The 15296-nt window shown below is 65.5% G+C and carries 15 protein-coding genes; 10 read left to right on the top strand and 5 right to left on the bottom strand.

Annotated features, from left to right (window positions below; genetic code table 11):
• The first annotated feature begins 7 nt into the window (after window positions 1–7).
• Window positions 8–586: a TetR family transcriptional regulator gene (locus tag ASE64_RS11350; protein ID WP_055780430.1), complete on the top strand. Its 579-nt coding sequence runs from the start codon at window positions 8–10 to the stop codon at window positions 584–586.
• On the opposite strand, the gene prpB is transcribed toward ASE64_RS11350, so the two are convergent.
• From prpB to ASE64_RS11365, 3 genes are all read right to left on the bottom strand, one after another.
• On the bottom strand, window positions 580–1494 hold the full coding sequence (gene prpB / locus ASE64_RS11355; RefSeq protein ID WP_055780432.1) for a methylisocitrate lyase: 915 nt from the start codon (window positions 1492–1494) through the stop codon (window positions 580–582). The genes ASE64_RS11350 and prpB overlap by 7 nt on opposite strands.
• A complete protein-coding gene (locus ASE64_RS11360) occupies window positions 1494–3011 on the bottom strand; it encodes an MmgE/PrpD family protein (RefSeq protein WP_055780434.1) in 1518 nt (505 codons plus the stop codon). Before ASE64_RS11360 ends, prpB begins: the two co-directional genes overlap by 1 nt.
• A 67-nt stretch (window positions 3012–3078) precedes the next feature.
• Window positions 3079–4755: a glycoside hydrolase family 13 protein gene (locus tag ASE64_RS11365; protein ID WP_055780436.1), complete on the bottom strand. Its 1677-nt coding sequence runs from the start codon at window positions 4753–4755 to the stop codon at window positions 3079–3081.
• Window positions 4756–4797: 42 nt separating this feature from the next.
• Here ASE64_RS11365 and ASE64_RS11370 point away from each other — a divergent pair, with 42 nt between their 5' ends.
• Window positions 4798–5634, top strand: a complete 837-nt coding sequence (locus ASE64_RS11370; protein ID WP_055780439.1) for a carbon-nitrogen hydrolase family protein — start codon at window positions 4798–4800, stop codon at window positions 5632–5634.
• Window positions 5635–5646: 12 nt separating this feature from the next.
• A complete protein-coding gene (locus ASE64_RS11375) occupies window positions 5647–6222 on the top strand; it encodes a YdeI/OmpD-associated family protein (RefSeq protein WP_055780441.1) in 576 nt (191 codons plus the stop codon).
• A gap of 2 nt (window positions 6223–6224) precedes the next feature.
• On the opposite strand, the gene ASE64_RS11380 is transcribed toward ASE64_RS11375, so the two are convergent.
• Window positions 6225–7430 carry an aminotransferase class I/II-fold pyridoxal phosphate-dependent enzyme gene (locus ASE64_RS11380; protein ID WP_055781909.1) on the bottom strand — a complete coding sequence of 402 codons (1206 nt, stop codon included), beginning with the start codon at window positions 7428–7430 and terminating at the stop codon, window positions 6225–6227.
• Between the two features lie 75 nt (window positions 7431–7505).
• Between ASE64_RS11380 and ASE64_RS17465 the strand changes: the two genes are divergently transcribed.
• From ASE64_RS17465 to ASE64_RS11415, 7 genes are all read left to right on the top strand, one after another.
• A complete protein-coding gene (locus tag ASE64_RS17465) occupies window positions 7506–8069 on the top strand; it encodes a hypothetical protein (protein WP_156351823.1) in 564 nt (187 codons plus the stop codon).
• Between the two features lie 137 nt (window positions 8070–8206).
• A complete protein-coding gene (locus tag ASE64_RS11390; RefSeq protein ID WP_156351825.1) occupies window positions 8207–8872 on the top strand; it encodes a PKD domain-containing protein in 666 nt (221 codons plus the stop codon).
• Window positions 8873–9013: 141 nt separating this feature from the next.
• Window positions 9014–10771, top strand: coding sequence for a S1C family serine protease (locus ASE64_RS11395; protein ID WP_055780451.1), 1758 nt, complete (start codon window positions 9014–9016; stop codon window positions 10769–10771).
• Between the two features lie 178 nt (window positions 10772–10949).
• Complete coding sequence (locus tag ASE64_RS11400; RefSeq protein ID WP_055781911.1) at window positions 10950–12017, top strand: glycosyltransferase family 2 protein; 1068 nt, start codon at window positions 10950–10952, stop codon at window positions 12015–12017.
• Between the two features lie 2 nt (window positions 12018–12019).
• On the top strand, window positions 12020–12829 hold the full coding sequence (locus tag ASE64_RS11405) for a CDP-alcohol phosphatidyltransferase family protein (RefSeq protein WP_055780454.1): 810 nt from the start codon (window positions 12020–12022) through the stop codon (window positions 12827–12829).
• Between the two features lie 5 nt (window positions 12830–12834).
• Complete coding sequence (locus ASE64_RS11410; protein ID WP_235480597.1) at window positions 12835–13734, top strand: glycosyltransferase family 2 protein; 900 nt, start codon at window positions 12835–12837, stop codon at window positions 13732–13734.
• A 108-nt stretch (window positions 13735–13842) separates the two neighbouring features.
• Window positions 13843–15117: a hypothetical protein gene (locus tag ASE64_RS11415; RefSeq protein ID WP_055780458.1), complete on the top strand. Its 1275-nt coding sequence runs from the start codon at window positions 13843–13845 to the stop codon at window positions 15115–15117.
• A 30-nt stretch (window positions 15118–15147) separates the two neighbouring features.
• On the opposite strand, the gene ASE64_RS17855 is transcribed toward ASE64_RS11415, so the two are convergent.
• Window positions 15148–15276, bottom strand: coding sequence for a hypothetical protein (locus ASE64_RS17855; protein WP_268750580.1), 129 nt, complete (start codon window positions 15274–15276; stop codon window positions 15148–15150).
• Window positions 15277–15296 lie beyond the last annotated feature (20 nt).

Raw genomic sequence — 15296 nt, forward strand, 5'->3', positions numbered from 1 at the left:
TATACCCATGAGAAGTGACGGTGAGGCGACCAGACAGCGAATTCTCGACGCTGCGCGAACGGAATTCGCCGACTTCGGTCTTGCGGGGGCTCGGGTGGATCGCATCGCTACGGCCGCGAGCGCCAGCAAGGAGCGGCTGTACGCCTACTTCGGCGACAAGAAGGCTCTGTTCCAGGTGGTCCTGCAGTTGAATCAGCGCGAAGTCGCCGAGGCGAATCCGATCGACATCGACGACCTGCCGGGCTTCGTGGGTGGGGTCTTCGATCACACGATCTCGCACCCGGAGCACATACGAATGCTGCACTGGGCCCGACTGGAGGGCGTGTCTCCCTCGCTCTCCGACGACGACAGGTCGCGCCTCTTCCCCGAGCGGCAGCTGATCCTCGACGCGCAGGCGGACGGGAAGCTCGATGACCAGTGGGAGCCCGAGGATCTGATCACGATGCTCTTCGGGCTCGCCTTCGCCTGGGCGAGCGCGCCGAGCACCTTCACGGGCCCTGCCGACGCACAATCGAAGGCCGTCACCGCCCGGAGACGGGTCTCAGCGGTACGTGCCGCCCAGAAGCTGGTGCAGCCCGGTTACTGAGCTCCGAAGTGGCGATCGAGCGAGAAGTTGAACACGCCGGAATCGAAGGCGTTGTACGCCTCGTAGTCGAGCACCTCATAGAGGCGAGCGCGCGTCTGCATCTCGGGCAGCATCGAGGTGAGCGAGCCCTCACGCGTGATCGTGTCGAGCCCCTTCTCGGCGGCGCCCATCGCCAGTCGCAGCAGCGACACCGGGAAGATGACGAGATTGAGCCCGACATCGGCGAGTTGTCTGGTCGTGAACAGCTCGCTCTTACCGAACTCCGTCATGTTGGCGAGGATCGGCACGTCGACGGCTGCACGCACAGCGGCGAACTCCTCGAGCGAGGCCATGGCCTCCGGGAAGATCGCGTCGGCTCCGGCATCGACGAGAGCCTTCGCGCGGTCGACCGCGGCCTGCAGACCATCGACACCACGGGCATCCGTTCGGGCCATGATCAAGAAATTGGGGTCTCGACGCGCTTCGACGGCTGCCTTGATGCGTTTCAGGGCCGTGTCGAGATCGACGACCTGCTTGCCGTCGAGGTGGCCGCAGCGCTTCGGGTTGACCTGATCTTCGAGGTGCATTCCTGCCACGCCGGCGTCTTCGAGTGTCTGGATCGTACGAGCGACGTTCATGGGTTCGCCGAAACCGGTGTCGGCGTCGACGATCGAGGGCAGATCGGTCATGCGGGCGATCTGCTGCGAGCGGCCCGCGACCTCGGTGAGGGTCGTGAGACCGATATCGGGGAGTCCGAGATCGGCGGAGAGAACGGCGCCCGAGATGTAGACCCCGTCCATGCCCTTCTGCTGGATGAGCTTGGCGGAGAGGGGGTTGAACGCCCCGGGAAAGAGCTGCAGTTCGCCGCTGGCCAGGCCGGCGCGCAGAGCTACGCGCTTGTCGGCCGCGGATGTCGGGGCATACAGCATTAGAAGAGTCCCTTCGGGGTGGCGATGCCCTCGAACAGTTGGGGACGCGCCGTGATGGTGAGGCCCGCGAGCTCGTCGGCGCGGAGTTCGGGCAGGCGGGTGGCGACAGACAGGAATCGCTCGATCTCGGACTGCTCAAGCACACCCTCGGCGAGAGTGCGGAACTTGGCGACGTACTGCTCGCGGGCGAAGGGTCGCGCGCCGAGCGGGTGAGCGTCGGCGACGGCGATCTGATCGCTGATCAGGGTGCCATCGGTGAGAAGGATCTCGACGCGTCCTCCGAACGCCTTCTCCTGCGGGTCGATCGAGTGGTATCGCCTCGTCCACTCTGAGTCCTCGACAGTGCGCACGCTCTTCCAGAGCCGCACGGTGTCTTCGCGCCCCGCGCGCTCGGGGGCATACGAGTCGACGTGATGCCATGAGCCGTCTTGCAGCGCCACCGTGAAGATGTAGGGGATCGAGTGGTCGAGGGTCTCGCGCGATGCGGTGGGGTCGTATTTCTGCGGGTCGCCGGCACCCGAGCCGATCACGAAGTGCGTGTGGTGACTCGTGTGGATCGTGATGCTTCCGATGTCCTCCGGGTGCTCCACGAGAATCGGATATTCGTTGTGCAGCTTGCGCGCCAGGTCGATCCAGGCCTGGGCCTGGTACTCGGCCGAATGCTCCTTCGTGTACGTGTCGAGGATGCCGCGCTTCGACTCGCCGGCGGTGGGCAGCGGAACCTCGTAAGAGGCACCGGGACCATCGAGCAGCCAGGCGATGACGCCGTCTTCGCCCTCGTAGATCGGAGTGGGGCTGGTCTCTCCGCGCATCGCTCGATCGACGGCCTCGACTGCCATCTTGCCGGCGAAGGCCGGAGCGTGGGCCTTCCACGACGAGATCTCGCCCTTGCGGGACTGCCGCGTGGCCGTGGTCGTGTGCAACGCCTGGCCGACGGCCTGGAAGATCGTCTCGATGTCGAGACCGAGCAGGGTTCCGATTCCGGCAGCGGCAGAGGGCCCGAGGTGCGCGACGTGGTCGATCTTGTGCGCGTGGAGGCTGATCGCACGGACGAGATCGACCTGGATCTCGTAGCCAGTGGCGATGCCGCGAATCAGCTCGGCCCCCGAGCGGCCCGCGTGCTGGGCCACCGCGAGGATCGGCGGGATGTTGTCGCCGGGGTGCGAGTACTCGGCCGCGAGGAACGTGTCGTGAAAGTCGAGCTCGCGAACGGCGACGCCGTTGGCCCAGGCCGCCCACTCGGGCGAGAAACGCGCATCCGATGCCAGACCGAACACGGTCGACCCGGGGGAGTAGGGGTGCCGTTCTGCCTGCGATCGCGCGGAGACGACGGGCCGCCTGGTCAACGAGGCTGCGGCGACCGCGGCGTTGTCGATCACACGGTTGATGATCATCTCGGTGACATCGGCATCGACAGCCACCGGGTCCGCTGCGACCTCCGCGATCGCGTGCGCAAGCTGGTCGCCACGCGCCAGCGAATCGGAGCTGGGATGGACGCGAACGGAGTGGAGCTTCACGGGTGCGATGTCCTTTCGACGACAACGGCGCGGCAAGACGGCGCCTGAGACAAGGCTAGGCCACGTGTCAGGTGCCAGACCGCTCCGCGCGAGAGTAGACCCGAACCTCCCATGGTTCGAGTGTCTGCATATCCCACTCCGGGTAGTTTCCGATGAGCCGCGTGCCGGCGTCGTCCGTCAGGCCCTGCGGCAATCTCAGCTGCTCGCTCGACCAGTTGCCCACGACGAGCAGACGATCGCTGCCGAGGGTGCGCGTGAAGGCGTAGAGAGTCGGATGCTCCGGCTCGAGCAGCGCGAATTCGCCCAGCGCGACGACGGCGAGCTCGTGCCGCAGCGCGATGAGGCCACGGTAGAACTCGAAGATCGACCTGTCCGCCGCAGCACGGTCGGTCTGCACGTTGATCGTGTCGGCATTGAGGTTGACCTCGATCCACGGCTCTGCGTGGGTGAAGCCCGCCTGCGGACCCGGCGTCCACTGCACGGGGGTGCGGGCATTGTCCCGGCTGCGGAACGCCATCTGCTCGAGGACGATCGCGGGGTCCGCGCCCCCGGCGACGACCTCCGAGTAGTGATTCACGCTCTCGATGTCCTTGTACTGCTCGATCGTCGTGAAGCCGGCGTTGGTCATGCCGATCTCGTCGCCCTGGTAGATGTACGGCGTGCCACGATGAAGGTGCAGAATCGCAGCGAGCAACGTGGCTGACTCGTAGCGGAAGCATGCGTCGTCGCCGAAACGCGAAACCGAGCGCGGCTGGTCGTGGTTGCCGAAGTACAGGCTGTTCCAGCCAGACGAGGCGAGGCCCGTCTGCCACCGCGCCAACGATGTCTTGAGAGCGACGAGGTCGAACGCGAGATTGTCGAACTTGCCCGCGTCGCTGTGATCGAGCCCGACATGCTCGAACTGGAAGACCATGTCGAGTTCTTCGCGGTCGGCCCCCGTGAACAGAGCCGCGTCCTCGACCGTGACCCCGGGCATCTCACCGACGGTGATCAGCTCGGTGTCTCTGCCCGCGAACACCTCGCGATGCATCTCGCGCAGGTAGTCGTGGATCTGCGGGCCCATGCTCGGCTGCACGCTCTCGCCGACCAGCTCCGCCTCCGTCTTGGCGATGAAGTTGATGACGTCCATCCGGAAGCCGTCGACTCCACGATCGAGCCAGCGGTTCATCATGGCGAACACGGCGGCTCGCACCTCGGGGTTCTGCCAATTGAGGTCAGGCTGCTTGGCCGCGAAGAGGTGCAGATAGTACTGACCCGTCGCGGGGTCGAGGGTCCAGGCCGGACCGCTGAAGGCACTCGTCCAGCCGTTGGGCTCGTGCCCCTCCATCGGGTCGCGCCAGATGTACCAGTCGCGCTTCGGGCTGTCCCTCGAAGACCGTGACTCGATGAACCAGGGGTGTTCGTCGCTCGTGTGGTTGACCACCAGATCCATCACGAGCTTCATGCCGCGTTCGTGCACCTCGGCGAGCAGCAGGTCGAATTCCTCGAGTGTGCCGAAGAGGGGGTCGATGTCCTCGTAGTCGCTGATGTCGTAGCCATTGTCGGCCTGGGGTGAGCGGTAGATCGGCGACAGCCAGATCACGTCGACGCCCAGCTCGGCGAGATGGTCGAGCTTCGAGCGGATGCCGCCGAGGTCTCCGATGCCGTCGCCGTTCGAGTCGGCGAAGCTCCGGGGGTAGATCTGGTAGACCACGGCGCTGGTCCACCAGGCGGTTGTTTCGGGTGCGGGCTCTGTCGTGGTCATTTGACCGATCCTCTCATCACACCTCTTCGCTAGGGTGAGGGAATGGTCAGCCCGTCACTCTCGCCGTCCGATCTCACCGAGGGCCTGGGCGTCGCCGTCGCCCAATTCGCCCCCGGCACCGACAAGGCCGCGAATCTGGCTACGATCACGAGGCTGGCCGAGCGGGCGGCGTCGCGCGGCGCATCCATCGTCGTCTTTCCCGAGTACTCGTCGTTCTTCTCCGACCCGTTCGGCGAAGGTTTCCTCGAGAATGCCGAACCACTCGACGGCGCATTCGTCTCGGCGCTGCGTTCCCTGGCTGGCCGACTGCAGATCCACATCGTCGCGGGCATGATCGAGACGACACTGAAGGGGGAACGGTTCTCGAATGCCGTCGTCGCCGTCTCGCCGTCTGGGCAGCTCGCGGCCTCGTACCGAAAGCTCCACCTCTATGACGCGTTCGGGTCGCGTGAGAGCGACTTCGTCGAACCTGGTGCCATCGAGGCTCCGGAGACCTTCACCGTCGGGCCCTTCACCGTGGGGCTGCAGACCTGTTACGACATCCGCTTCCCCGAGGTCTCGAGGCGACTGGTCGACGCCGGAGCGGACCTCGTGCTCGTGCCCGCCGAGTGGGTCAGGGGAGTGCTGAAGGAGCACCACTGGCGCACGCTCGTGACCGCGCGGTCCCTCGAGAACACCATCTATGTCGCCGCGGCCGATCACACGCCGCCTATCGGGGTCGGGGCCAGCCTCGTCGTCGATCCGATGGGAGTGACCATCGCATCCCTCGCGGAGAACGAAGACGTCGCCGTCGCGTGGATCGACCGGGGACGCCTCGACGAGGTGCGGCGTGTGAATCCCGCGCTGGCTCTGCGACGCTTCGGAACGCGAGAGCTGTAGGAGGCGGTTGATATGGCTGCGGAGCGGGAGAGTCTGCAGTTCTCGTCGCGTGACGAGTTCCGCGACTGGATGCTCGAGAACCAGGATCTCGAGATCGGCATCTGGCTGATCGTGGCCAAGAAAAGCGCGCCCTTCGCGACGGTCACCTATGCCGAGGCGCTCGACGTGGCGCTCGAATTCGGATGGATCGACGGGCAGTCGCGCTCACGCGACGAGTACACGTCGTTCCGGGGGTTCACACCACGCAGGGCTGCCAGCCCGTGGTCGATGCGCAACCGCGTGGCGGCAGAGGCGATGATCGCCGAGGGCCGGATGTCGTCTCGCGGCCTGGCCGAGATCGAGCGGGCACGGGCGGATGGCCGGTGGGATAGGGCATATGCGACCTCGACAGATGCGCAGCCGCATCCGGACTTTCTCATCGCTCTGGAGCGGAACCACGCCGCACAGGCGTTCTACGCGACCCTCAATGCGCAGAACCGGTTCGCGGTGTACTACCGCATCCATGCCCTGAAGACGGAGCAGGGTCGGGCTCGCGCCATCGAGCGAATGGTCGAGAAGCTCGCGCGTGGAGAGAAGCCCGCCGGCTGAGGTCAGCGACTCTCGCGGCCCGCACGAGCGAGCTGGGCGGCGGCCCGTTCGAGCACGTCGACCTTCTTGCAGTACGCGAACCGCACGAGCGACGAGTACTCGCCCGCGAGCTGTTCGCCGCAGAAAGCACTGATCGGAATTCCTACGACGCCGGCGAGAGCGGGCAGTTCTCGGCAGAGCGCTGCTGCGTCGCTGTACCCCAGGGGTGCGGCATCGGCCACGATGAAATAACCGGCGCGCGGGGTGAAGACGTCGAAGCCGGCCTTGACGAGTCCCGCCGAGAGAATGTCGCGCTTCGACTGCAGAGTGCGGGCGATCTGTTCGAAGAACTGGTCGGGCAGCCCGAGGCCGACGGCGATCGCGGGCTGAAAAGGTGCGCCGTTCACGAACGTCAGAAACTGCTTCACGGCGAGGATGGCGGTGACGATCTCGTGGGGCGCGATCAGCCACCCGATCTTCCAGCCTGTCGTGTTGAACGTCTTGCCGCCCGAGGAGATCGTCACGGTGCGCTCCCGGGCGCCGGGCAGAGTCGCGACGGGGATGTGCGGAACGTCGAAGGTGAGGTGCTCGTACACCTCGTCGGTCACGATGATCGCGTCGTGCTCGTGAGCGAGTTCGACGATCAACTCGAGTGTTTCTCGGGGGAGCACCGTGCCGGTGGGGTTGTGCGGGTTGTTGATCAGGATGACCCGGGTGCGGTCGGTCACGGCGGCGCGCAACTCGTCGTGGTCGGGTAGGAACGTGGGGACCCGCAGGGGCACGGTGCGATGGATGCCGCGGGCCAGGGCGATCACGGCGCCGTACGCATCGTAGAAAGGCTCGAGAGTGACCACCTCGTCGCCGTCGTCGACGAGGGCCAGGAGTGTGGCCGCAAGACCCTCGGTGGCGCCGGCCGTGACGAGTACCTCGCGTTCGGCGTCGACATCGAGCCCGTAGAAGCGTTTCTGGTGAGCGGCGATCGCGTCGCGGAGAATGGGCATTCCGAGGCCCGGCGGGTATTGGTTCAGTCCATCGCTGATCGCCTGTCGTGCCGCATCGAGGATCTCGGCGGGGCCGTCTTCATCGGGAAAGCCCTGCCCGAGATTGATCGCTCCTGTCGACGTGGCGAGCGCGCTCATCTCGGCGAAGATCGTGGAACGGATGGAGCCGTCGGGCGAGAGAAGGCCCGCGCCACGCGCTGTGCGCCGCCAAGAACCGGAGATAGTCACGAACACCAAACCTACCGCCAGCGGCTCTGTGGATAACTTTCCCCGTCATCCGCCGTCATCCTTTACGGTGTACCCATGTTCGGTCAGAAACGCGGTTCGTCTGTTCGGCGATCTCTGTTCGCAATCGGCCTAGTCATAGTCATGCTTTCTGCAGCTGGCTGCACTCGCGCCCAAGGCGGAAGTGGACCAACCACAGGGTCTCCGATAGCGACTCAAGCGACATCTCGTGAAGAAGCCGAAACAATCGCGACCGAGAGTTACGAGAGTTTTCTTGCTGTCAGCGATGAAGTGGGTGCCCAAGGAGGATCCGATACTACAAAGCTGTCTCAGGTTTCAGAGGGAGAAGCGCTCAAAGAGATCGTTCAAAATATGAGCGAACTTAGTGAGGCCGGTCTTCGGATTACCGGAGCAACTGGACTCGTTTACGTCGAAGTTGCTGACTGGGACGACAGTCGGATCCGGGCCTACATCTGTGAAGATGTGGGAGCTGTTGACCTCCTTGATTCCCAGGGCAACTCCCTCGTTTCTCCTGACCGTTTGTCGATTACGCCATTCGAAGTCGAGTTGAAACGCAGCCAAGATTCACTCTTCTTGCTGTCCGAGAGGAAGGTATGGACGGGAAAGAATTTCTGCGAGTAGCAGTTCTGGGCTCGTTAGTCGTTTTAGGCATATTCGTGCCCGTGCAGGCTTCTGCTGCGAACGCGGCGGGTTGTTCTCAAATCGATCAGTGGACATCGGGGTGCGGGGAGGTGTCCGGCGGCGGGGTCAATGTCGGGGTGGGCGGTAGCAGCCCCGGCAGCGGCGGATCGGGTGGCGGTGGCGGCGCTCAGGAGTCCGGCGGCGGCGAGTCTGGCGAACCCGGGGGCGGCGGTGTTGAGGTTCCGTGCATCGCGACGAATGAGGAGCTGTGCGACGAAGTGCGGCTCGACGCGCCGAACGCGGGCAATCCAGCGGCGCCAGGCGTCACGACGGGCGAAGTCGCTCACCTCGTACCGGCCGTCAGCGCGCAAGGCATGGAGCCGAGGGGCTTCATGGTGGTCGGGCTTCCGACGAACTTCTACGCCGACGCCACGTCATCGACCGTGACGACGACCCTGCTGGGAACTCCGGCCGAGGTTCGGTTCACGCCTGTGTCCTTCACCTGGGACCACGGCGACGGCTCCAGCATGACGAGCGGAACGGGCGGCGCCACGTGGTCAGCTCTGGGCCTGGCTGAGTTCTCAGAGACAGCGACGAGTCACGTCTTCGTTCGCGCCGGCGACTACACGATCTCGCTCACCATCCGCTATTCCGCGGAATACCGAATCGGCGGCGGCGCGTGGCAGGCGCTCGCGGGAACGGTGCCCTCCACATCGCCGCCGCTGACGGCTTCGGCGAAGGCCGCTAAGACGGTGCTCGTGGCTGACAACTGCGGGCAGCGACGCGTATCTCCGGGATGCTGAATCCCACGGAATGGCTGAGCGCGACGCGGCCCGTGGCGACTCAAAGCTCGGCCCGAGCGATACGGCAGTCCGTTTTCAGCCCACGCATAGCCAACGTCCAGCTTCGATGGCGATGCTTATGGGGCTTGGAAGGAGCACCCATTGTCTGAGAACACCGACAACCCGATCAACCCGGCGGCAGCCGAGGGCGTTGACCGCGACGACACCACGAACACCGGTTCGAGCCCCGCCGCCACCGAGCACGCCCCCGCCTTCCCCCACTACGCACCCGGCGCATCCGCCGCGACACCCAACCCGGCGACCGAGCCTGAGGCAACTGCGCCGCAGCCCCCGTCTCCGCAGCCTCATACTCCGCAGCCCGCAGCTGCGCCGTACACCCCGGGCTACTCGCAGACGCCCGCCGCCGCACCGCAGCCTCCGCAGCACACCGCGCCGACGCAACCTGTTCACGGCACTACCGCGCAGTACGCCGCACCGCACAACCAGACCCCAGCAGGCCCTCCTGCGCCCCACCAGCCGCAGGCCAACCAGACCCAGCCGACTCTGCCCTACGCCGCTGCACCGGGTAACTACGGAAACGGCTCTTTCGGCCAGCCGCCTCAGCAGCCGCCGGTCGCGGGAGCGGACACCTCCGGCTCCAAGGCCCCCAAGAAGCGTGGGGCGACCCTGATTGTCGCCGCTCTCGCCATTGCGGCGCTCGTCGGCGGCGCATCCGGGGCTGGAATCACCGCGCTGACGCTGAACCAGAACCAGCAGACCTCGAGCTCGAGCGCATCCGGCCCGCAGACCATCACGGTGAACGACGCGAATGACGCGACGCTCGCCACGGCGGTCGCCGCCAAGGCATCGCCCTCGGTCGTCACGCTCTCGGTCAACGACGGACAGTCGGGCGGAACGGGCTCGGGCGTCATCCTCTCGGACGACGGCTACATCCTCACCAACACCCACGTGGTCACACTCGACGGTGCGACGGGAAAGCCGACCATCCAGGTCACCACGAACGACGGACGGATCTTCTCCGGAACGCTCGTCGGCACCGATCCCGTGGCAGATCTCGCCGTGGTCAAGCTCGACAAGGCGAAAGACCTCACTCCGATCACCTGGGGTGACTCGTCCAAGCTCAACGTGGGTGACTCCGTTGTCGCCATCGGCGCACCACTCGGTCTCTCGGGAACGGTGACGACCGGCATCGTCAGTGCTCTGAACCGCGCGATCACCGTCGCGTCGTCGGCTGCGCCCAAGGGTGACACCGACTCGACTCCTCCCGACCAGAACGGCGCACCGGGCGACGGCACGCAGCAGAACCCCTACGACTTCTGGAACTTCGACATTCCCGGCCAGGGAGGTTCCGAAGCTCCGAAGCAGGCTCAGGCCACGTCGAGCATCTCGCTTGCCGTCATCCAGACCGACGCTGCCATCAACCCCGGCAACTCGGGAGGTGCGCTGCTGAACGACAAGGGTGAACTCATCGGAATCAACGTGGCGATCGCCAGCGCAGGTTCTAGCTCGAGTTCGTCTGGACAGTCGGGCTCGATCGGAGTGGGATTCTCCATTCCCGCAGACCTCGCTAAGCGCATTTCCGAAGAGATCATCAAGAACGGCGCCGGAAGCCACGGACTCCTCGGTGCCTCTGTGGGCGACGCCAGCTCGGATCAGGCACTCGCCAGCGTCACCGCAGGAGCCCTCGTGAAAGAGGTCTCATCGGGCGGAGCTGCGGAGAAGGCGGGAATCAAGGCTGGCGACGTGATCACGGCCTTCAATGGCATCCCCGTGGCCGGCGCGACCGACCTTACGGCGCAGGTTCGCAGTCTCGCTGCGGGCTCCGACGCCAAGCTCACGGTCTACCGTGACGGCAAGAACCAGGACATCGATGTGAAGCTCGGAGAGCTCACCCAGTAATCGATCTGCGTGTCGGCGATCCCCGGACGGCTTCGGCTGTCCGGGGATCGCTGCGTGCCGGGGGAGACCGCGAACAGATGCGCCGATGAGGCCTGCGATAGGCTCGTTCGGCCAGTGTCGGCGCGACGACATCGAATCCCGCGTGCGACAGGGCACCAGAACACAACGAGTGGATGCCATGACCCCGAACACCCCAGCGAGCTCACTGCCCGGCGTCTCTTACGTCATGCCGGTGCTCAACGAGGTCACCCACGTCGAAGCGGCGATCGACAGTCTGCTCTCTCAGGACTACCGCGGTCCGTTCGATGTGATCGTGGCACTCGGACCGAGCATCGACGGAACCACCGAGCTCGTCGAGCGTCTCTCGAGGATTGATCCGCGCATCCAGGTGATCGACAACCCCACGGGCTCGACTCCCAGCGGCCTGAATGTGGCGATCAACGCCTCGCACAATCCGATCGTTGTTCGGGTCGACGCGCATTCGGTGCTTCCGACGGATTACACGCGGATCGCCGTCGAGACGATGGCGCGCACGAATGCCGCGAACGTCGGCGGCATCATGCAGGCCGAGGGCACGACGCCGTTCGAGGATGCCGTCGCCGCGGCTTACGGGTCGCCGATCGGACTCGGAGGAGGTCAACACCACCTCGGTGGTGAAGAAGGTCCGGCGGAGACCGTCTACCTCGGGGTCTTCCGCCGCGAGTGGATCAAGCGGGTGGGCCTCTTCAACGAGGAGATCCGCCGCGGCCAGGACTGGGAGCTCAACCGGCGCCTGCGCGAAGCCGGGGGAGTCGTCTGGTTCACGCCCAAGCTCACGGTCGTCTACCGCCCGCGGCCGTCACTCGAGAAGCTCGGCCGGCAATTCTTCTCCACAGGCCTCTGGCGGGGGGATCTGGCCCGGCGGTTCTTCAGCTCGAACGCGCTCAAGTACTTCGCTCCGCCCGTGGCGGTGCTCAGCGTGGCTCTCGGCCTCCTGCTGGGATGCTTCGGGTACTTCGGCCTGGTCGGGAATGCCCAAGGCCCCGCGCTGGTGATCTCCTGGATCTTCACGGCGCTCTTCATCTTTCCCATCCTCTACCTGCTGCTCGTGGTCGTGGCGTCGATCGGCATCGCTGCCCGTCGAGGTATTCGCACGGGTGCATGGTTTCTCGTAGTCTTGCCGTGCATCCACTTCAGTTGGGGAACGGGCTTCATTCTGGGGTTCCTGAAGCTCACGAGCAATATCACCGCGCACACCGGAAGGTAACCGTGTCACCGACGTCAACGCGAGGACGGCCGTCCTCGATCGCCGAGCTGCGCGCTGTCGCCCAGCCTCCTGAGGTTCGAGGCCGCCGCAATGCCGAGCACTGGACCGCGTCGCTCTACCTGCGCAACATCTCTCCTTATCTGACCTGGTTGCTGCTCAAGACGTCGATCTCGGCGAACGGGGTCACCGGCCTCATGATCCTCGTGGGATGGTCGACGGCGGCCGCGCTTCTCATTCCGGGCATCGGAGGGGCTTTCCTCGCTCTGGTGCTCGGCCAGTTGCAGATGCTCGTCGACTGCTGCGACGGGGAGGTCGCGCGCTGGCGGGGAACCTCCTCTCCCGCCGGGGTCTTCCTCGACAAGGTCGGCCACTACACGACCGAATCGCTGATTCCCATCGCCCTTGGCATCCGGGCGGCCGGCTTTCCGTTCGACGCACCGGCCGACTATCTCTGGACGACTCTGGGCTTCGCCCTCGCCCTCGTCATCGTTCTGAACAAGGCACTGAACGACATGGTGCATGTGGCTCGGGCCAACGCGGGGCTCAGCAAGCTCGCCGACAAGCAGGGGGAATCCGAGCCGTCTCAGCGTCTTGTTGCGCGGCTGCGCAGACTGGCTCGATTCGTCCCCTTCCACCGCCTCTACCACTCCGTCGAACTCACGATGTTGGCGTTCGCCTTCGCCGCCCTCGGCCTCGTCATCGGAGGTCCTCTTGCCGACCGCATCCTGGTGAGCGCTCTGCTGCCCCTCGCGGTGCTGGCTCTCATCGGACACTTCGTCGCGATCATGGCGTCGAAGCGGGTGCGCTCATAGGCGACGTGCCGACGCCCGGGGTGCCGACGCCCGAGGCGCAAACGCCCGCCGTGGGGGTCGTCGTGCTGACCCAGGGCAAGAGGCCCGATGACCTGCGCCGCGGTCTCGAGTCGACTCTCGCTCAGACGGGAGTAGTGCTCGACATCGTCTGCGTCGGCAACGGCTGGGTGCCGAAGGGGCTGCCGGATGGTGTCGCCTCGCTGGCCCTGCCCGAGAATCTCGGTATTCCTGCGGGCCGCAACGCTGGCGTCAGTGCGGTCTCGGGGGAGTTCATCTTCTTTCTCGACGACGACGCGAGCATCCCGTCGACGACTTTCCTCCTCGACGCCATCGATGTCATCCGACGAGATCAGCGCATCGGACTCCTGCAGCCGCGGGTGGTCGACCCGCGGGGCGTGACGAATCCCCGTCGCTGGACCCCGCGCATCCGCAAGGGCGACCCTCGTGTCTCGTCGCCCGTCTTCTCCGTGTGGGAGGGCGCGGTGCTCCTGCCCCGATCCGTCTTCGATGCGACGGGTGGGTGGGCGGCGCCGTTCTTCTACGCACACGAGGGTATCGAACTCGCGTGGCGCGTCTGGGATCAGGGCCTCATCACCTGGTACGCGGGCGAGCTTGTGGCGAATCACCCCGCCATCGAGCCGACCCGGCACTCGTTTTACTACCGTCTCAACGCCCGGAACCGGGTCTGGTTGGCCAAGCGCAACCTGCCCGCGGTGCTCGTTCCCGTCTACGTCGGCGCGTGGACAGGCATCCAGATTCTTCGCTGGGCCCGCCGCCCGACAGCACTGCGTGCCTGGTTCGGTGGTTGGCTCGCAGGCTGGCGCGAAGACGCCGGCGAGCGGCGGCCGATGCGCTGGCGCACCGTCGCGCGGATGACGAGGGCCGGCAGGCCGCCGATCGTCTAGACGGCGCACCAGCGCTGTTCCCGGATGCCTCGAGCTCGTTGATCACGATTGGCTACCGGTAGAGCCCCCTGGTCGGGGGCCGTAGCGGAGGCTGAGTACCCTTGAAACGTGGGAATTCTTCGCGACGCCAAGCTCGGTCTCAAGGTCGGAGTGGACCTGCTGAAGTCGCGGCGAACACGGGGTCAACTCGCTCACAAGCTCTCTCGTCGTCCGGAGTTCGCTCCCGGGACGTTCGAGATCGGGGTGTACTTCGCCGATGGCGACGTCAACCTCTATCAGCTCCGACAGTGGTACGAGCCGCTGCTCGAGCTGTCGAAGACCTGGCCCGTCGTGATCCTCAGCCGAAGCCCCTCGGCGATGAACGCTCTCCTCGACGAGTCCCCTCTCCCGGTCGCCTACGTGCGCAAGGTCGTCGACCTCGAACGCCTGATCGAAGAGCAGCCGCTCAAAATCATGTTCTATGTGAATCAGAACACCCGCAACTTCCAGATGATGCGTTACGGGCGCCGCTGGCACGTTTTCATCAACCATGGTGAGAGCGACAAGATGTACATGACGACAAACCAGTTCAAGGCCTACGACTACAGCCTTGTCGCCGGAGAGGCTGCTGTCGCGAGACTCAATCGTGTTCTGTGGGACTACGACTTCGACAAGCGGGCGATCCGCATCGGACGACCTCAGGCCGACCACTACTCGGGGCCGGTTCCCTACACTCCAGATGAGCGCCGCGTCGTTCTCTATGCACCCACGTGGGAAGGCGATCGGCCGTCTGCAGCATACGGGTCGATCGCGACCCACGGGGTCGGCCTCGTGACGCAGCTTCTGGCGACCGGAAAGCATCGCGTGATCTACCGGCCCCATCCCCGGAGCGGTGTCGTCGATGCGAGTTATGCCGCGGCGAACCAGCAGATCATCAGACTGATCGCGCAGGCCAACAGCGCCGATCCTCGGGCCCAGCACGTCTACGACGACGGCCCCCAGCTGGGGTGGCAGCTCGCTGCGGCCGACATGGCGATCGTCGACATCTCTGCCATGGTCTACGACCGACTGGCGAGCGGCAAGCCGCTGTTCGTGACACGCCCGGCGAACGCCCTCGCCGAGATCGACTCGAGCGGCTATCTCTTCGAGGCCGAGTGGCTCGACGCCGATGAGGCCGTCGACATCGTGTCGCGGATAGACGCGCTCGAGCATGACCCGGAAGCAGAGGCTCGCCTCGCGTACTGGGTCGAGCGATACTTCGGCGATACGACGCCCGGCGCCACGACGCGCCGGTTCCACGAAGCGATCGGCGGACTGATGGTCGAGTGGCAGAGGAACGCGGCGCTACACGCCGACGATGGCGCTGTCGACGACCACGAGCCTGTCACCGAAGAGTCGGACTGACGACACAGAGCGGGGAGCTGAGGGCTGTCTTCAGCGCTCGACGCGGGCGAGTCGCATGCGCACCAGAACGACGGCGATGCCGATGACGACCAGAACGACAGCTGCGGCGACGAGCATGGGTACGAAGGCAACGCCGGTATCGGCGAGCGTCGTGCTCACCGGGGTGATTTCCGTGAAAC

The organism is Agreia sp. Leaf210, from assembly GCF_001421485.1.
In the GTDB taxonomy this organism is placed as follows: Bacteria; Actinomycetota; Actinomycetes; order Actinomycetales; family Microbacteriaceae; genus Agreia.

What these genes read in the sequence shown, in the direction of transcription:
- ASE64_RS11370 (WP_055780439.1), top strand. Translation starts at nt 4,798, where the DNA reads ATGGTCAGCCCGTCACTCTCGCCGTCCGATCTCACCGAGGGCCTGGGC.
- ASE64_RS11375 (WP_055780441.1), top strand. Translation starts at nt 5,647, where the DNA reads ATGGCTGCGGAGCGGGAGAGTCTGCAGTTCTCGTCGCGTGACGAGTTC.
- prpB (WP_055780432.1), bottom strand. Translation starts at nt 1,494, where the DNA reads ATGCTGTATGCCCCGACATCCGCGGCCGACAAGCGCGTAGCTCTGCGC.
- ASE64_RS11400 (WP_055781911.1), top strand. Translation starts at nt 10,950, where the DNA reads ATGACCCCGAACACCCCAGCGAGCTCACTGCCCGGCGTCTCTTACGTC.
- ASE64_RS11365 (WP_055780436.1), bottom strand. Translation starts at nt 4,755, where the DNA reads ATGACCACGACAGAGCCCGCACCCGAAACAACCGCCTGGTGGACCAGC.
- ASE64_RS11350 (WP_055780430.1), top strand. Translation starts at nt 8, where the DNA reads ATGAGAAGTGACGGTGAGGCGACCAGACAGCGAATTCTCGACGCTGCG.
- ASE64_RS17465 (WP_156351823.1), top strand. Translation starts at nt 7,506, where the DNA reads ATGTTCGGTCAGAAACGCGGTTCGTCTGTTCGGCGATCTCTGTTCGCA.